The organism is Bacteroides sp. MSB163 (genome assembly GCF_036416795.1).
Lineage (GTDB): Bacteria > Bacteroidota > Bacteroidia > Bacteroidales > Bacteroidaceae > Bacteroides > Bacteroides maternus.
Window position 1 is genome coordinate 326,554 of record NZ_CP143867.1, and the last position, 18,528, is coordinate 345,081.

Below are 18,528 nucleotides of genomic sequence, written 5' to 3' on the forward strand. Positions count from 1 at the left end.
GACATCCCGAAGAGATAGTCAACTGATAACCAACAATATCACATTACCAATTACAGACAAATTCAGACCTACAATGATTTTACAATATCTTCCAACGATTTTTTAGAGTTTGCCAACATCAGTTTCTCCGTTTTTATCCTGGAAATTCTCCGGGTCAGAGTCTCAACAGTCAGTTTCATTAAATCAGCAAAACAAGCGGGCTGAACGCCTTCGCGTAAAAAAGCACATACCCTTAAATCCTCTTCCGTAAGTTTCGGACTTATCTCTCTCAATTTGGATACAAGTCCGTAAACACTTTCCTGAAGTCGCAAAAGTTCTGTCCAGTCTTTCTCAGAGAAAAAAGATATTTTAGAAGATAAAGCCGTTCGTTCCTTCAGCTGACGGACTTTTGAGACAACCGGAGAACTCTCATAAATATGTTGTTGGAGAGATTGATATTTTTCTTCGAGATAATTACATTGCATCACCAGTTTGTCAGATTCAACCTCTTTCATATGCATTTCTTCCTTAAAGGTATCCAGTTGCGAATGTACAGACAAATGTTTCTTCCAAAGTAATCCGAGCAAGAGAGACATAACACCTAACAAGCCTAAGGCAGAAGATAGAATGACAGTAGAGTTATCTTTACTATCAATCAGCATCAACTGGCTGGCGTATGCTTTTCTTTCCATTTCCAGCGCCTCGTCAAAGTTTTTATATTTCTGATAATACAGGCTACATCTCTTGCAAATCTTAGTCATTTGCTCATATTCTTCTGCATGTGCAGCTAATTTTATTGCTTCTTTGAAATGAGCTTCGGCATCTTTTTCCTGATTCAAATCACTCTCTACGCATGCCAGATAATAATAGGCTCTCGACTTTTGAAGTTCATTTCCATATTGCTCATAATAAGATACGGCCTGACGAATCTGATTATCAGAAGAATGAGGTATATTCTTATCTTCATTGAATTGAGTACAAAGCAAATTATATTCTACAAGTTGCGCCTCATTCATTTGGTTCATCCGAATAGTTTCAAGAATAATGGATGCCGTATCCGGATCTTGCTCTATTAATTGGGCGGCTTTGTCCAATCCTTGTTTCACATTAGTCCCCTCCGGATGACATGCAACCAAAGAAAGGATAAATACATACAATAAAATTCGAAGATTACTCATATTCCCAATTTTTAATCTCTGCATACAAATATGCGACAAATTTATAAGATTATTGTTAGAGTAGCGAATATTTCTTTATATCTATGAGTTCTTCCTAAACTTTTCCATACAAAACTTGATTATTTGCCCGAAAAATCATATATTTGAGTAAATAACTCAGAGCTTATGGCAAATCCGATTCTTCCTGGTATATCAGAAGCTGAACAAGAACTGTTGTACAAGAAACTAAACGAATACAATCAGGGAAGAACCTCTTACAAAGAGGCAGGTGCTTATCTGGTTGTACTGCCCCGTCCGGAATCTCCCCGCTACTCCCTATGGGTGTATTCCCCTCTTCCCGAACGACAGTCCATCTTTTACGTCCAAGACCTTTCCACAGACATCCATGAAAGTCTGCGAACGGCAAGCAGCCTCTGTTATTATTCTCCACGTTGCATTCTGTTGGTAGAATACAACGCCAAACGCATGCAGAGTAAGGGAGACGACATTATCTCTTTCGGAAAGTATCATGGACATTTCCTGCACGAAATCTTCCGTATCGATCCGGCATATGTGAGTTGGATTGCTTATAAGTTTACTCCACGTATACCTAAACAGGAACGCTTCGTACAAATAGCACAAGTATATCATTCCGTCCATCTGGATATTCAGAAGCGACAGGCGCATCAGAAATACTCTACCAGCCGTTTTCTGGGGAAAGAAGGAGATAAAGTGAAAGAACTGACACTGAAAGTGCTCCGTGTCCGACTGGAAGACGATCCTTACAAAACCACCGTGAAAGGAACGACTCCTTATTTCTATGTCCGGCAGATACTTACCTTGGAAGACCCTATCGGCAATCTCGTCACTTTCAGGACCAGCTCGCGTACGGCAAGCCGGGAATCTTGTCAGGTACCTGCTACGGAGCACGCTTTCAAGCCCGGAGAATCGGTATATATTGCTTCGGCACGCATCTCTTGTACCTTTACTTCGGGAAACAAACAATACACCCGCCTCAATTATGTCAAGTTTAAATAAACTTAAAAGATAGAGCGGTATTATTCCTATTAAAAACATTCGTCCTTACTTTACCGGCAGAAAAGGGGGTGCTATAAAAATAGCTGAGATTATACCCAATGAACCTGATACGGTTAGTACCGTCGAAGGGAATTTTCTTTCTATATTCTACTATTCGTTTATACTACTATCCCTTTCTGTAAGTATAATTTCTAAATTCAGAGTTTGAATGTTTGACGTACAATTCATTACGCATTTTACGGCATCCATTTCTTATTCGGACTCCGCACGCATAGCCCTTGAAGGGGGATGCCGCTGGGTTCAGCTTCGGATGAAGGATGCTTCTTCAGAAGAACTGAAAGCCACAGCCATGCAAGTGCAGGAACTCTGCCGCCAATACGGAGCCACGTTCATCATTGATGACCACGTGGAACTGGTGAAACAGATTGGCGCGGACGGTGTCCACTTAGGAAAACTGGATATGCCGATAAAAGAAGCAAGGGAAAGGCTGGGCAAAGATTTCATTATTGGCGGAACAGCCAACACATTCGAGGACATCCGGCAACATGCCGCTGATGGCGCCGACTACATCGGTTGCGGCCCTTTCCGCTTCACAACTACCAAACAAAAGTTATCACCCATTCTGGCGCTGGACGGTTATCATTCCATCCTGACGCAAATGCACGAAGAAGGAATAACAATTCCTGTCGTTGCCATCGGTGGAATCACACGTGAGGACATCCCATCCCTGAAAGCATCAGGACTGAGCGGAATAGCATTGAGCGGCAGTATTCTAAAAGCTGAGAATCCGGTACGTGAAATGGAAACAATTATACGACTGACCCAATAGCAATCAATTAGTGAACCATGGAAGATAAAACAAAAATTACTTATCCCGAATCCGAGAAAGTCTATATGCAGGGGCAACTCCATCCTTATCTGAAAGTTGGGATGCGCAAAGTGAACCTTACCCCTACCGTAGTAGTGGAAAACGGGAAAAAAGTTATGACGGAGAATGCGCCCGTCTACATATATGATACAAGCGGCGCATACAGTGATCCGGAACAGAAGGTAGATTTAAAGAAAGGTCTGCCCCGCCTCCGCGAACCGTGGATACAGGAGCGGGATGTAGAGCGATTGTCGGAAATCAGCTCCGAATATGGCAAGATGCGTCTGGCAGACAAAAGTCTTGACTCTCTGCGTTTTGATCATATCACCTTGCCCTATCGTGCCAAAGCAGGCAAGCAGATTACGCAGATGTACTATGCCAAACAGGGTATCATAACACCTGAAATGGAATATGTAGCCATCCGTGAGAATATGAACTGCCAAGAGTTGGGTATAGAAACTTACATCACACCGGAGTTTGTGCGTGATGAAATTGCGGCAGGACGTGCCGCCTTACCCGCCAACATCAACCATCCTGAAGCAGAACCCATGATTATCGGTTCGAAGTTCCTCGTAAAGATTAATACGAACATCGGAAATTCAGCTACCTCTTCCACGATTGAAGAAGAAGTGGAAAAGGCCGTCTGGAGTTGCAAATGGGGTGGAGATACGCTGATGGACTTATCTACAGGAGAGAATATTCACGAGACACGGGAATGGATTATCCGGAATTGTCCTGTTCCGGTAGGTACGGTTCCCATGTATCAGGCAATGGAGAAAGTACACGGGAAGGCGGAAGACCTTACCTGGGAGCTATTTAAGGATACACTGATTGAACAGTGCGAACAAGGGGTGGATTATTTTACAATCCACTGTGGCATCCGACTGAAGAATATTCATTATGCCAATGACCGCCTTTGCGGGATGGTGAGCCGGGGAGGAAGCATTATCTCCCAATGGTGTAAAATCCATCAGAAAGAGAGTTTCCTGTATGAGCATTTCGATGATATATGCGATATATGCGCACAATATGATGTGGCACTTTCATTAGGTGACGGTTTGCGTCCGGGAGCTATCCGCGATGCGAACGATCGGGCACAGTTTGCGGAACTGGATACGATGGGAGAACTGGTAGAACGCGCCTGGGCAAAAAATGTACAGGCATTCATCGAAGGTCCGGGACACGTACCCATGCATAAGATTAGGGAAAATATGGACCGGCAGATTGAGAAATGCCACGGAGCACCGTTCTATACTCTCGGTCCGCTGGTTACAGATATTGCACCGGGATATGATCACATCACAAGTGCCATTGGCGCAGCACAAATCGGTTGGTACGGAACAGCGATGCTTTGCTATGTGACACCCAAAGAACATCTTGCATTACCGCAGAAAGAAGATGTACGCGTAGGAGTGGTAACTTACAAAATCGCCGCACACGCCGCAGACCTTGCCAAAGGCCATCCGGGTGCCGAAGTACGCGACGATGCCTTAAGCAAAGCCCGCTATGAATTCCGCTGGAAGGACCAGTTCAATCTGAGTCTTGATCCGGAACGCGCCTTGCAATATTACAAGGAAGCCAACCACCTGAACGGGAGGTATTGCACCATGTGCGGGCCCAACTTCTGTGCCATGCGCATCAGTCAGCAGTTGAAGGATTGCAATGAATGAGCTCGTAGCTTGCAACATATTACTTTTTAAACTTATAAGAAAATGATTGAAACAAAAGTATCCAAAGGTATCATCAGTACCTATTTTGAGAAATTAGAGAGAAATCTTGATCTGGACGTCGCCATTGTAGGTGGTGGTCCGTCGGGCATAGTAGCCGCTTATTATCTGGCAAAGGCCGGGTTGAAAGTAGCGCAGTTCGACCGTAAGCTTGCTCCCGGCGGCGGAATGTGGGGCGGTGCCATGATGTTCAACCAGATTGTGATTCAGGAAGAAGCGATTGACATTGTAAAGGAATTCAATATCAACCACGAGAAATATGAGGACGGCTTATATGTGATGGACTCCGTAGAGAGTACCTCTGCATTGCTTTATCATGCCGTACATGCCGGAGCCACCATATTCAACTGCTATTCCGTAGAAGATGTCATCTTCAAGAATAATACGGTAAGCGGAGTAGTGGTAAACTGGACTCCCGTATTGCGCGAAGGCATGCACGTGGATCCGCTGAACATCCTTGCAAAGATAGTAATAGACGGAACAGGCCATGACAGCGAAATAGCCGCTACCGTAGCCCGCAAGAATGGCAGTCGCCTGGCTACCGAAACCGGTGGTGTAATTGGTGAACGTTCACTGGATGTAATTGCAGGAGAGGAAGAGGTTGTAAACGGCACGAAGGAAATCTATCCGGGACTCTATGTTTGCGGTATGGCTGCTTCCGCCGTTTCGGGCACTCCGCGTATGGGACCGATCTTTGGAGGAATGTTGATGTCCGGTAAAAAGGTAGCTGAGGAAATTATCGCGAAACTGAAGAAGTAACTTCTCAGAAGCCACTATTTACCAAGGTAGGCAATTTGTTCACCACATATTACACGAATTTGCACAGATAAAAGGGGAAACGATTGATTCTCTATATTTGTAATCTGCAAAAATCAGTGTAATATGTGGTGATTTTCAGCATACTCTTGTATAGACTTATCCTGCAATCTTTTTCAGCCTCCTGAAATGAGCAAGCAACGCTTCGGCATCTTTCCACGTATGGTAACGGTTCCAGATATCTCCTAATAGCGCTGCGCCGCCAAAGCCAAGAGACTTTATTTCCGCAAGGTTCATCTCACTTATTCCGCCTAAAGCTACTACTTTTTCATGGATGACTCCGCTTTCCTGTGCTTGTTTCAACTCATCCTTTGAATATCCCGAGCGATATCCCTGTTTGGAAATGCTATCGTAAACAGGACTCATAAGCACATAATTGAACAGGGAAACTGTACTTTCCACTTCTTCCAAGCTATGGCAGGCACGACTCAGTATTCCCTCATAATTCGCAGGTGCCTCCGGATGACGGGAATTCAAGTGAATTCCGCCTAGAAGATACTTATCTTTCAAAGAAAAGAAATCATGAATGACAATCCGGGTTCTATATTCCAGAGCAATACCTTGCAGCAGATTTTCTACCGCACGAACATCCGCATCCGGTTTGCGTACATGCAGCAAGTCCAGTCCGGCTTTAAATAACTCAGTGACGACGCGTACCTCATCCGGAATAAAATCCGGAGAGGTGATAATAATCAGTTTCATTTTTCTATCCTTCATTTACCGGATATGTCGGAAACGGAAAATGCCACAAAGGACCATTCCCCTGCCCTATACGTAAATTCTTCCCGGCTTCAATAGCACAGGAAATGTATTCTTTAGCCTGCTCCACTGCTTCATACAAGGATGATCCTTGCGCTAGAAAAGTGGCAATGGCGGACGAAAGCGTACATCCCGTACCATGCAGGTTGGCGGAATGAATGCGCCTGCCACCAAAGATATTCAGTTCTTTTCCGTCATAAAGTACATCGCACATTTCATGACCGGTCAGATGACCTCCTTTAATAAGAAAAGCACAGTGATATTTTTCGAATAACCGGCATGCGGCATCCTCCATTTCATCAATCGTCTGAACCGGTTGTTGCAACAATACTTCTGTTTCGTGCAGATTAGGAGTTACGAGAGTTACTTTCGGAATCAACTTAGTACGAATGGCTTCCAATGCTTCATCCGTCATCAGGCTATGCCCGCTGGTAGAAACCATCACCGGATCGAAAACCACTTTCCGGGGAGAATAGCGACGCAGTATCCGTACTATTTCATGGATAATTTCTACGTTTCCGGTCATACCTATTTTAATGGCATCCGGTTGCAAGTCTTCCATCACGGCCTGCATCTGTTGGCCTACCAGCTCTGCCGCAACAGGATGAACAGCTTGCACACCCAATGTATTCTGCACTGTAATAGCTGTGATAGCAGTAGCTGCATAACCTCCAAGTGCCGAGATAGCTTTTATATCTGCCTGTATACCCGCGCCACCGGAACTGTCGGAACCGGCAACGGAAAGGACGATTGCTTTCTTATCCATAAACCAAGTTACAACTTTATAACATTTCCTGTACGACTACTCTCCCATGCCGCCTCAATCAGGCGGATAACACCAAGCACTCCGCACGCATCACTTTGCAACACTTCTCCATTCCGGATATGCTGATAAATATTCTCATAAAAAGCAGCGTAGTTTCCGGGAAGGGTCGGATAAGGTTTCCGCACCACATTACCATCTTTTTCCGTATGGAGCACTCCCCATTGGGATTCATCCTCTTCTCCCCAATGCGGGGTATCCGGCAACATACCTTTAGTCAAATCCGCTTCCTGAGGATCAAAACCATACTTCACATAAGAGCCTTCCGTTCCATGAAGAACAAAGCGAGGCTCATTCTCACACATCAGGTAGCTGGCTTTCAGGGTGATTTTCACTTCCGGCATCCGGGCAGATTTCATCAAATGGATGATAAAATAATCATCTACTTTACCACCGGTACGCAAAGTTGCAATATCAGCAAATACAGCTTCGGGCATGCCAAACAGTTGAACAGCCTGGTCGATGACATGGGCACCCAAATTATAAGTCAGGCCACCACCATTCTCGCCGGTTTCTTTCCAGGTGTTCGGCTTGATGAAATTCCGGTAGCGGGGAAAGGTTGATTCAAATTCTACCAGACGGCCTAACAATCCCTGAGCCAATATTTCTTTCACAGTCAGGAAATCACAATCCCAACGACGATTCTGGTAAACACTTAAGGTCAGTTCTTTTTCCGCAGCAAGGGCTACGAGTTCTTCACCTTCCTCTACAGTAGTGGTGAAAGGTTTTTCTACGATAACATGTTTTCCGGCTTCGAGAGCACGACGGGCATATTCGTAATGGGAGCTGTCAGGGGTGTTCACTACCACTAACTCCAGTTCTTCCATTCCTATCAACTCATCAAAACTACGCACAATACGGGATTGCGGATACTTCGCCCGTGACAATTCTTTACTACGCTCAGTGACAGCAGTCAACTCAAAATGAGGATTTGTGGAAATAAAAGGAGCATGAAACACTTGTCCCGACATTCCAAAGGCAGCCAATCCGGTTCTTATCTTATCCATATCTTTCATTTTTTCTTTCGGCAAAACTAATGAATTTATCATTATTTGCTTCATGAAGCAACGATAATATCAAAATCTCCAATCCAAAAATCAATTCTGCCTATATACTTCGACTGGAAACAGGTATTTTTGCCACATGCATTATTTAGATTGAATACCATGAAGAAATTAGCTTTTTTATCCTGTCTGCTTCCCATTCTGTGGGCAGCATGTAGCGGTACTGCAACTACCCGCAAAGAATCCGGTGAATGGGCAAAAGTCCCCGAAATCCTGAAGAACATTGTTCCGCCAACTTTTCCGGACAGTATATATGACGTAACTGCCTACGGGGCAAAAAGCGATACGAGTTTTGACAGCCGACCTGCCATATTGGAAGCCATCAATCAATGTAATACAAATGGTGGCGGCACCGTTCTCATCCCTGCCGGAAACTATTTCAGCAAAGGCGCCATCCTGCTGAAAAGTAACGTAAACCTGCACGTTGCGGAAGGCGCACGTCTGGAATTCTCAACCGTGGCCTCTGACTATCTCCCCATGGTATTGACCAAATGGGAAGGAACGGAATGTTTCAACTACTCCCCTTTCATCTATGCCTACCAGTGCACCAATGTCGCCCTGACCGGCAAAGGCACGATTGACGGTAACGGAACTGTAACCTTCAATGGTTGGCACGCCCTGCAAGGTCCCGCCCTGGATCGCTTGCGCCAGATGGGTATCGATTCCATCCCGGTATACGAACGCGTATTCGGAGAGGGATATTACCTGCGCCCATGCATGATACAATTCTACGGCTGCAAGAATGTACTTGTAGAAGATGTACAGATCTACGATTCTCCGTTCTGGATTATCCATCCTGTATTCTGCGACAATGTCACCGTACGCAATGTATATATAGACAGTAACAACTACAACAACGATGGTTGTGACCCGGAATCAAGTACGAACGTACTGATTGAGAACATGGACTTCAATGTGGGAGATGATGGTATCGCCATAAAATCAGGACGCGACCAGGACGGCTGGCGCATCGGCCAAGCCACGGAAAATGTGATTATCCGCAACTGCCACTTCGCCCGGTGGGCCATTACCGTCGGTAGTGAAATGTCCGGTGGCGTACGGAACATTTTTATCGAGGATTGCAAGATAGACAGTTGCCGCAACGGTATTTACTTCAAATCAAATCTGGACCGTGGCGGATACTTTGAAAACCTGAACATGCGCCGGATAGAAGCGGACGTCTGCCTGTGGGGAGTGATTAATTTCCGTACGAATTACCACGGATACCGCGGTGGAAATCATCCGACACTCTTCCGCAATATCTGCATAGAAGATGTAACCTGCAACCGCGTGGACAGCGTAGCACTCATGGCAAACGGATTGCCGGAAGCTAAACTTTATAATATCACCCTGCGGAACATAAAGGTAAAACAGGCACCGAAAGCCATACAGATGGATAATGTGGTGAACTTAACACTCGAAAACGTAGAGGTGAACGGAAGGCAGATTACTTCCACTGAGCAAACTGATTAACAGCAGAAAGGATTATATCCCCATGTCTGGAACATGGGGATATTTCATTTATTCTTGTTCAACTTAATAAACTCACTCGGAGTAATTCCAAACTGCTTCATGAAACATGAGGTAAAATATGAAGTGGTAGAAAATCCTAAACTCTCAGCAACTTCATTGATCCGAAGATCACCTTTAGCCAACATTTCAGCAGCCTTCTTTAATCGGCATAAACGAATAAAGTCATTAGGCGCCAAAGAAGTGATAGCTTTCACTTTTCTATAAAGTGTCGATACGCTCATATTCATATATTCAGCCAGGCTTTCAACCGACAAACAGGAATCAGACAAATTATTCATCACGTAATCATTCATCTTTCCAATAAATTTCTCATCTATATTGTTAGACGCAACACTTATGAGATGTGCATGAGGTGAGCGAACAAATGTAGAACGGATAAGCTCTCTGTTAGCTAAAAGATTTGAAACCTGAGCCAGTAAATGCTCTGTAGAGAACGGCTTCTCTATATAAGCATCAGCTTTCGATTCCAGTACATCAATATGGGCCTGTAAAGAAACTTTAGCTGTTAATACAATAATAGGAATATGACAATATTTTATATTTGTTTTGACAGACTTACACAATTCAATTCCATCCATCACCGGCATCATCAAATCACTAATAATCAGCGATACTACATGACTTTCCAAGATTTCCAATGCTTGTTTCCCATTATCGGCAACCAACACATTATATTGTGGGGTTAGTTCTTCACAAACAAACTGACGCAATTCTACTTCATCATCAACCACCAGTACATTATACATGCTCTTATGCATATAGTCTTTATTTCCTTCTACAGAAGAGGTTTCCTTATAAAAAGGAGAATGTCCCGGCTCTGCAACATCATGCTGTTCCAAGGGTAGATCAAGCACAAAGGAATTCATCTCAGTAATGGAATTATCAAGATAAAAAGCGCCATTATGCATCTCGGCCAGTGATTTAGCTAAAGGCAACCCTAATCCGGAACCTTTTGCCGATACTCTTGCATCTTCTCCGAAATACTGGAAAAAAGGTTTAAAGATGTCTGTTGTCACATCTTTAGGGATTCTTTCTCCATCATTGTTCACCCTAATCCGAACAATCGAATTGTCTTCTTTCTGTATACTCACTAAAGATACCTCAACAATATGGTCACAGAATTTAATCGCATTGTTCAACATATTACTTAATATCTTTATTAAAGCCTCTTTATCAGCTATTATTTCACATCCCTCATCAGGCATGGAAAAATGAAAATCAATGCATCTGGTTTGAGCTATCGGAGTAAAACGGCTATAAGTCTCTTCAAGTAGTTGTTTGATATCCAGTTTTACAAAACTCATCAAGAAGGTAGAAGATTCTATCTTTCTGAAATCAAGTAGCTGATTTACCAGATCGAGCAAACGCTGAGTATTCTTACTCATGACAGCTATATTTTCATTCTCAGCAAGTTTCTTTTCTCCCGACTTTATTATACGGTTCAATGACCCCATTATCAATGTCAAAGGGGTTCTTATTTCATGAGTAATATTTGTAAAGAAACTAATCTTAGCCTGAAGAATTTCCTTATACTTCTCGTTCTGTAACATTTCTATCTGGTGTCGTTCCTTCTCTTTGAGTTTTCTTTTGTATCTGATGAAAAACCAAGTAAATGTAGTAAAGATAATAAGAACATACAAGAAATACGCAAATGGCATACTCCAGAATGGAGGTTTTACAATGATAACCAATGAAGAAGCTTCGCCAGTCCATGTTCCGCTTTCTCTTGAAGCTTGTACACGAAGAGTGTATCTCCCCTGTGGTAACTTTGTATAATACAATTTCTTAGGTCCTTGACTAACAATCCATTCATGATCTAACCCTTCAAGCTTATATCTATACCATACGTCCTGAGAAATAGAATAAGTAGGTATAGCAAAATCAATACTAAAAGTAGACTGATCATAACGCAATGTTATTTTATCTGTAAAAATAATCGATTGTTTCAAAGGAGAATCCGGTTGACAGGTCTCTATTTCTTTATTAAATAACTGAAAACCTGTAAAGAATACTTTTAATGGTTCTGATGCCTTTATAAAATTCTCAGGCGAGAAAGCTATCATTCCTTTCAATGAGCCAAAATAAATATTGCCTATTCGATCCTGATAGCCGGAATTATAATTAAATTGATCTATCGGCAATCCATTCAACGTTGTAAACCTGCTTAAAGCTTTCTGCTCAGGATCATAATGCAATAAGCCATTCGAAGTAGTTACCCATAACATTCCTGTGGCATCCTCTATAATCTGATAAATAATTTGTCCGGAATAATCCAGTTTAGATAAAGTCTGAGTAAATGTCCCATCTATCCTGTCATAAAGAAAAAGCCCGTTTCCTTCAGTACCAATCCATAAACGCTTCCGGGAATCTTCGAAGATAGTAGTGATATAGTTACTGATGAATGGCATTGTCTTAACTGTTATCTTCTCATGTATCCCATTATATTTGAATGTAAACAATCCTCTCCCCATTGTAACAACCCATAAAGTATGATCTAAATCCTCATAAATGGAATGTACAAGTCCCCAATCCAGTTGCGGAACAATTTCAAATCTATTCTTTGACTCTACATAGCGGTATAATCCTCCCATTGTACCAACCAATATTTCATTAAAAGAAGTCTTCCTGAAACAAACGATCCCATTAACCAATAATCCGGAACCAGTATTCTCACTACAGAAATGATTGATTATATTTTGCGACTTCAAATCAAACAGGTAGATACCACTATCAAAAGTTCCAATCCATATCATATTTTTATCAACCAGCAAGCATTGTATATTTTTGGATATGGGACGTCCGTCCCATTTCAGATTAGTCAATGCCCTGAATACTTTTGTCTTGGTATCAAAATAGCATAACCCTCCATCTTCAGTTCCTACCCATAAATTTCCTTCCACATCCGGATGAATTTCACGAATAACATTTGCCTTTATACTTCCTTTTTCATCTTTCGGCAAATACTTATCAAACAATGTATTATTACTCGACAAGTAATTCACACCACCAAAAAAAGTCCCTACCCAAATACCTTCTTCACGGTCTTTCAACAACATATGAACAGCATTATCAGAAAGCGAATAAGCATCATTATACGACTTCTGTAAATGATCAATAAATCCCAAATCCAATTGATAGATATGAATACCTGACTCTGTACCAAACCAGAATTCATCTTTATTCCGCTGAATAGCCGTATGGATATAAATAGGATTATTCTGAGAATCATTGCAAAACAAGACTTTAACTTCACCATTGTTAGGGGAAAAACGCCTGGCCCCAATACGATCTGTAGTCACAACCAAGTCTCCATTACTACATTCCAGAATCCGATAAAGTAGAATATGTTTTGTTTTCTCTTCTTTTGTCAATATAGGATAAGACGAAAACTCCATGCGTTGAGGGTTAAACAAATAGATATTACCATCCAGACCTAATACCCATACACTACCGGACTGAGTCACTGTTATCCCTGTAGGCACAAAGAAATCAGATGCAGGAAAAAACTTATGATTTCCATTTTTTACATCCAAGCAGTATATGCCCTTAGAATTTATAACCCAAAGATTTCCCTGCTTGTCAAAAACTAAATTATCTATTAAACCTTCAATTGTCAGGTCAACACTGACAAACGGAGCAAAAGTATCCTTCTCCGGATTGTAAGTACATAAACCATCTGAAGTCCCTAACCAGAGAGAACCATCCGGTGCTTCCGCCAGAGCAAGAACTGTATTGTTGGGAAGAGAATTGGGCTGTTCCGGATCGGCCACATAGTTCTTAAACTTTGTACCATCGAACCGGTTCAGACCAACTTTCGTACCAAACCACAAGAAACCTCTACGATCTTGAACTGCACAGAAAACAGTTTGCTGAGAAAGCCCATTCTCTTTGTCATATCGCTTAAAATAATAGTTTTCGGCAAAAAGGTTAGTTACTACCAAAGAGAGAAAAATTAGTAATAACGCTATTTCTTTTTTCTTTATGAGCATAACTATACAATATGATTCATTGAAAGTGATCTACAAATATAATAAAAACAGGCTACTCCCCCAGCAACAGATGGTTCTTTTCCGATCATATATCAAACCAAAGCCATTCTATCTATGGAGAGGCTTTCCACCTACTCCATAGATTGTCAATCTACTGCGAAGTTCAGGTAAACTCATATCAATCTGAGATAGATCTTTTTTTCCGAAAGCTTCTTCCAGATTAACAATCGGCTCAATGTTCGCAATGCTTGCCCATGGAAGCCACAAGGATACAGACCTGAAAGCCAAATCAGCAACATTAGTTGCTTCCGGCATAAATGCACGATACTTATAATTCATTCTACCGTCAAAGTCTGTATTCAGTTTCGTATTATTCTGTAAGAATTTTGCCATATATAAATAGAGTTCATTTCCGGTTTTGATATACAATTTATACATTTCATAAAACACATAAGCTATAAAATTATCAGCACCCGAATGTCCTGTAGCAATAATAGAAAACCCTGTAATACCTCCTTTAACAAAAGGATTCTTTTTGGTATCCATTGCATCTCGGTTAGGAATGGCAAAATCATAACAATACGTCCAGCTCATAGCACAGTTTGCAGCATGTTCTGCCGCTTTCAGATATTTCAGATCCCCTGTCAGTTCATGTATAGCATTGAATCCGTAGAGAGCAAATATGGCTGCCTCTTTATCAACAGTATTAGGATTGTCCGGAGTTCCACCTACATATTTCCCTAATTTCAAATACAGTTCATTGTAAGAGAAATCAGCAGCTTTGATTGCAGCTTCTTTATATTTAGTCTCTCCGGTATGTTCAAACATCTTCACCAGGAATCTAATAGCCACCGGAGTATTCAATTTAGAAGTCCCATGAGTATTCCTATCCCCTCCTGTCTCAACATCACCATTCGTCTTATATGCTCTATAAAAAGAACCGTCTTCATTTTGTTTCTTCACCAAATTAGAAGCAACCCTTTTAAGAGCTTGATTCCACGCTTCCTGAGGTTCATTGTGAGCTACAGAAATACGATAGGCATCCAGTAATCCCTCCATACCATCTACAAAACATCGAAGAAAACTTGGATATTCCCGCCTTTGTCCAGCTGTGGCATTATCAGCAGGATCCCACCATACAGTGGGGAAATAAGTTTTCATGATGGCATCAGAAACCCAGAAATCAACCATTGATTTACCTTTCCTCTTATTCTCTGAATCATGATGATCCAGACCATAACGATACATGTGATATCCAACGGCTATTTGTTGTCCCACAAAACCCATTTGAAAAGATATCCCTTCAGTGTTTGTACCATCAGGTAAATCAAGTGACCATGGTAAACCTGCCGCTTTTATGTTTCCCTTTCCAAACATCCGATATTCAGCTTTAAAAAGTTCTATATTCTGCCGGTAGATTTCATCCATATTCATATCCACGATTGTCGGTTCTTCCGTTTTATAGCCCATGCCAAACGCATACATCATAGCTTCATTATAATTATCCTTTTTATCAGGAATCAAGGCTACAGAATAGCTATGTATATTACCCTCTTTCACCGAATGGTATCTTTTGGACCATATAGTCTTTGCATCCCTTTTTCTTCCGGCAGCTTCATATGTTCTAGGCCCTTCTGCACACGGATAATGAAAATCCACCGACAATGAAGGATATATAGAGTAACCTATTGAACCATATTGTAACGCATCATTCACCTCATAGAATGTTCCACCACCAGGATTTTGTCCGACATCTATCCTGGGATTATAATGCATGAGGGTTAAAGTAGCTCCTGTTACCTTTTCCCGAAGCATAGCCAGCGGCAGTCCCGTACGCGTTTCTTTTACATACATCCGGTCAGTATTCAGGTCAGCAGCAATCGCATCCTCTCTTACTTCAGAGGTATTTCTATATAAAACAGAAGGAATAAAATACTCGAAATCATTGTTATCAGACGAACGAAGCCCGGTTTGAAATGAAATTGTACTGGCAAATCCGACATCCTCTGCCTGCGCTTCTTTCACCTTCACATCTCTATATATCCCAAATACCCCATCCTTTAATAAAGTATACTTATCTTCTACAATAAATACAGACCCTTTTTCCGTGTGGACACTGGCTGTAGCACAAAAGCCATATTTCTTTCTTATGACCTGATGATAAGGTTGCTTATAATCTGTTTCGATATATTCCCCCGTTGGTAAAGTATCACTTCCCCGGACAGTGATCCATGCAGGCAGTTCTTGGCTTCCCACTATCTCTTTACCATTCTGTAAAAATACAGCAAAACCTTCATCCCCTTCTCTTAGTATAAGGAAATAATCACCATTTTTAATGATTTTCTCTGTATCACTTTCTTCTATACATTCCTGAGAAATAGTTTTCAAATCACTTTTCCCGATCATGGCATGATAATGGCAGGATATGCCCAATAGACAAAATCCTGATATCATCAGTATCCGGAATACAACCTTTCTTATTCTTCTATCTTTTTCCATAAGCTCCTGAATTAATATATTATTCCCTGATGTGCAGCATATACCGCATCTTTCTGTCTCAATGTAGATAAAGATTCTGTTCCTATACGTTCTATATCCATATCTCCATAAGCATCCCGTATCTTGAACAATGGATCTAAAGCAGATGCAGTAACCCAGGGTAGCCACAAATTTACTCCATCTCCCCAACGGGTGACCAATCTTAAGGCTTCCGTCTGCAATCCTCGATAAGCATACCCCAACGTACCATCATAATCCATAGTCTGTTTCGTATTTTTCTCCAATAACCGGGCAATATGCAGGAAATACTCATCGCCTGTCAAAACATAGAGTCTCAGGTATTCAAAAGAATTATATGAAAGCCCACAATCTGCTCCGGAATGTCCGGTGGAAATGATTGTAATTCCAACAGTAGTCTTTTTGCTATCCCAAGCCATGAGGTTATTTCCTCCAGCCGCCGGAATATTCCAGGCATACATATAGGTTACAGTGTAATAAGCCGCTTGGGATGCTCCTTCAAGCCATTTTTTATCTTTGGTTAAATCGTACAAACAAAGGAAAGCCTCAATAATCTTTTGCCCGGACTCACGGTCTTTTACATACGGATTATCAATTACACTTCCCACATATTTATAGGGTTCATGAATCTCGCGATAGCAAAATTCTCCGGCTTTAACAGCAGCTGTCTTATAGCATTCTTCCTTAGTAACTATATACATGTAAGTAAGAAAACGGATCAGATTGGAAGTAAGTAGTTTACCCGAATCTATAGAAGTCCCGCCATTGTCAAAAGCTTTGTCCCAGCTACCATCGGCATGTTGTCGGCTCACCATCCAGTCAGCTGACCGCCGGCAATAATCCAACCAATTAGTTTTACTTCCGGGAAAATGTTTTTCAGCATGCGACCATGCTAAAATCATAGCCTCCAATCCACCTTGCATATTACGTAAGTCATTATGATTACGAAAGAAATTCCAAGGAGATATATCCCACCATATCCGTGGCATCCCATTAGGTGCCGAACTGTTCTCCGCCCAGAAATCAAGTATCTGCTCTCCCTTATCCGTATAGATGGAATTATTGGTTTCCAAGCCTTTCCGGTAAAGATAATATGCGCAAGGAATCTGCATCCCCACAAATCCCATAGAATAGGAAATCTCATTCACTTCCCCACTTGGAAGATGTACGGAGAAAGGAAAACCGGGGGCATCATTATCTTTCAGCCAATAATGATCTAAAACCTCCAGGCCGTAATTCATTACATCTTCGTTATCCACCTCCAATACTTCAGGATTGTACAGATTGAACGTCGCTTTCCAGTGTTCCTCAAGCGCTTTTGGAAAAGCTACTTCTTTCTTAAATTGCAATTCCAGCATATAGGCATGTTCTACACCAACCCGTACAGGATGACTCCGACGCGCCCACCGTCTTTCACGAGTTCCACCTCCGTCTGCATAAGTATGCTCACCTTCAGAACCAGGAAAGCAATATACTAATGCAGGACTTTGGCTTGCCAAATAAAAACCCAATGAGCCGAAATGCATATCCGCATTTACCAGATGATCCATTCCCACCTCTTCCTTAAAAGTAACCGGATTGAGATTATAGTCTGCCAAAGCAACAGATACCTCCGAACTTTTATTTCTGAACATGGCCAGAGGTAATCCCATACGTTCCTCACGAGCTAGTATCCAATCATGAGTAAAATCTGCGCCTATGGAGGATTCACTTAAATTAGATTCATCTTTATATATGAGAGAAGGTATGAAATATTCGCATCCGGTAATAGCTTGCTGTACTTCATTCCGTACCATAAAGTAAGAGTTAAACGCATGATCCTTACCGGAAGCTTTCATGACATCTACTACTCTCGACAAGCGTAATTTATCTTCATTCTCCGCCACCGTATATACATCTGTCACTTCAAAATCAGAACCGGAGTCCGTGATTATCCTGGCTTTACAAACCAATCGATCATTTTGTTTTTCTGCTTCCTGATACGCTGCCCTGTACCATTTAGACGACTGTACACCTACTGGGAATACCTCTAAACACACAATCGCTTCATCGACAGGTATATATTTCTGCCCCCATCCTGCTATTGTTACTGTATAACCCGTATTCTCTTTCCAGGCGAGCATAAGTTCCGGATTACCGGAACCTATACTAATATTTTCATTATGAACCGGGCCTGGAGGCTCCTCTGTTAAATCATCATTATCTGAACATCCTGCATTCAGCATCAGGCAAAAAACAACTGCTATAATTTTCATTAT

At 41.9% G+C, this 18,528-nt stretch carries 12 protein-coding genes and 1 riboswitch; of the genes, 5 read left to right on the top strand and 7 right to left on the bottom strand.

Annotated elements, in window-relative coordinates; genetic code table 11:
* Positions 1-68: 68 nt before the first annotated feature.
* Entirely contained in the window at positions 69-1,157 is a 1,089-nt protein-coding gene (locus VYM24_RS01145; RefSeq protein WP_330941260.1) for a tetratricopeptide repeat protein, read from the bottom strand.
* A gap of 165 nt (positions 1,158-1,322) precedes the next feature.
* Here VYM24_RS01145 and VYM24_RS01150 point away from each other — a divergent pair, with 165 nt between their 5' ends.
* The 4 genes from VYM24_RS01150 to VYM24_RS01165 all read left to right on the top strand — a co-directional run bounded on the left by VYM24_RS01150 (position 1,323) and on the right by VYM24_RS01165 (position 5,528).
* Positions 1,323-2,174, top strand: a complete 852-nt coding sequence (locus tag VYM24_RS01150) for an exodeoxyribonuclease X C-terminal domain-containing protein (RefSeq protein WP_299097051.1) — start codon at positions 1,323-1,325, stop codon at positions 2,172-2,174.
* 54 nt (positions 2,175-2,228) lie between these two features.
* Positions 2,229-2,323, top strand: a riboswitch (TPP riboswitch).
* Positions 2,324-2,382: 59 nt separating this feature from the next.
* Positions 2,383-3,003, top strand: coding sequence for a thiamine phosphate synthase (locus tag VYM24_RS01155; protein ID WP_299097049.1), 621 nt, complete (start codon positions 2,383-2,385; stop codon positions 3,001-3,003).
* A 17-nt stretch (positions 3,004-3,020) separates the two neighbouring features.
* Entirely contained in the window at positions 3,021-4,712 is a 1,692-nt protein-coding gene (thiC, locus tag VYM24_RS01160; protein ID WP_299097047.1) for a phosphomethylpyrimidine synthase ThiC, read from the top strand.
* Positions 4,713-4,754: 42 nt separating this feature from the next.
* Entirely contained in the window at positions 4,755-5,528 is a 774-nt protein-coding gene (locus VYM24_RS01165; RefSeq protein ID WP_299097045.1) for a sulfide-dependent adenosine diphosphate thiazole synthase, read from the top strand.
* Between the two features lie 156 nt (positions 5,529-5,684).
* Here VYM24_RS01165 and VYM24_RS01170 read toward each other — a convergent pair whose 3' ends face one another.
* The 3 genes from VYM24_RS01170 to VYM24_RS01180 are packed head-to-tail and all read right to left on the bottom strand — an operon-like array spanning position 5,685 to position 8,174.
* Complete coding sequence (locus VYM24_RS01170) at positions 5,685-6,287, bottom strand: thiamine phosphate synthase (protein ID WP_330941261.1); 603 nt, start codon at positions 6,285-6,287, stop codon at positions 5,685-5,687.
* 4 nt (positions 6,288-6,291) lie between these two features.
* Positions 6,292-7,110: a bifunctional hydroxymethylpyrimidine kinase/phosphomethylpyrimidine kinase gene (thiD, locus tag VYM24_RS01175; RefSeq protein WP_330941262.1), complete on the bottom strand. Its 819-nt coding sequence runs from the start codon at positions 7,108-7,110 to the stop codon at positions 6,292-6,294.
* An 8-nt stretch (positions 7,111-7,118) separates the two neighbouring features.
* The gene (locus tag VYM24_RS01180) at positions 7,119-8,174 is read right to left on the bottom strand and encodes a Gfo/Idh/MocA family oxidoreductase (protein WP_330941263.1); all 1,056 of its coding nucleotides are present in this window, start codon (positions 8,172-8,174) and stop codon (positions 7,119-7,121) included.
* A 159-nt stretch (positions 8,175-8,333) separates the two neighbouring features.
* Between VYM24_RS01180 and VYM24_RS01185 the strand changes: the two genes are divergently transcribed.
* Positions 8,334-9,704 carry a glycoside hydrolase family 28 protein gene (locus VYM24_RS01185; RefSeq protein WP_330941264.1) on the top strand — a complete coding sequence of 457 codons (1,371 nt, stop codon included), beginning with the start codon at positions 8,334-8,336 and terminating at the stop codon, positions 9,702-9,704.
* Between the two features lie 44 nt (positions 9,705-9,748).
* Here VYM24_RS01185 and VYM24_RS01190 read toward each other — a convergent pair whose 3' ends face one another.
* From VYM24_RS01190 to VYM24_RS01200, 3 genes are all read right to left on the bottom strand, one after another.
* Positions 9,749-13,753, bottom strand: coding sequence for a hybrid sensor histidine kinase/response regulator transcription factor (locus VYM24_RS01190; RefSeq protein WP_330941265.1), 4,005 nt, complete (start codon positions 13,751-13,753; stop codon positions 9,749-9,751).
* A gap of 108 nt (positions 13,754-13,861) precedes the next feature.
* Positions 13,862-16,252, bottom strand: coding sequence for a hypothetical protein (locus tag VYM24_RS01195; protein ID WP_330941266.1), 2,391 nt, complete (start codon positions 16,250-16,252; stop codon positions 13,862-13,864).
* An 11-nt stretch (positions 16,253-16,263) separates the two neighbouring features.
* On the bottom strand, positions 16,264-18,525 hold the full coding sequence (locus tag VYM24_RS01200; protein ID WP_330941267.1) for a hypothetical protein: 2,262 nt from the start codon (positions 18,523-18,525) through the stop codon (positions 16,264-16,266).
* Between the last annotated feature and the right edge of the window lie 3 nt (positions 18,526-18,528).

Coding starts and splice junctions, on each gene's coding strand:
- VYM24_RS01155 (WP_299097049.1), top strand. CDS start 2,383: ATGTTTGACGTACAATTCATTACGCATTTTACGGCATCCATTTCTTAT.
- VYM24_RS01145 (WP_330941260.1), bottom strand. CDS start 1,157: ATGAGTAATCTTCGAATTTTATTGTATGTATTTATCCTTTCTTTGGTT.
- VYM24_RS01170 (WP_330941261.1), bottom strand. CDS start 6,287: ATGAAACTGATTATTATCACCTCTCCGGATTTTATTCCGGATGAGGTA.
- VYM24_RS01190 (WP_330941265.1), bottom strand. CDS start 13,753: ATGCTCATAAAGAAAAAAGAAATAGCGTTATTACTAATTTTTCTCTCT.
- VYM24_RS01165 (WP_299097045.1), top strand. CDS start 4,755: ATGATTGAAACAAAAGTATCCAAAGGTATCATCAGTACCTATTTTGAG.
- thiD (WP_330941262.1), bottom strand. CDS start 7,110: ATGGATAAGAAAGCAATCGTCCTTTCCGTTGCCGGTTCCGACAGTTCC.
- VYM24_RS01150 (WP_299097051.1), top strand. CDS start 1,323: ATGGCAAATCCGATTCTTCCTGGTATATCAGAAGCTGAACAAGAACTG.
- VYM24_RS01195 (WP_330941266.1), bottom strand. CDS start 16,252: ATGGAAAAAGATAGAAGAATAAGAAAGGTTGTATTCCGGATACTGATG.
- thiC (WP_299097047.1), top strand. CDS start 3,021: ATGGAAGATAAAACAAAAATTACTTATCCCGAATCCGAGAAAGTCTAT.
- VYM24_RS01180 (WP_330941263.1), bottom strand. CDS start 8,174: ATGGATAAGATAAGAACCGGATTGGCTGCCTTTGGAATGTCGGGACAA.
- VYM24_RS01200 (WP_330941267.1), bottom strand. CDS start 18,525: ATGAAAATTATAGCAGTTGTTTTTTGCCTGATGCTGAATGCAGGATGT.
- VYM24_RS01185 (WP_330941264.1), top strand. CDS start 8,334: ATGAAGAAATTAGCTTTTTTATCCTGTCTGCTTCCCATTCTGTGGGCA.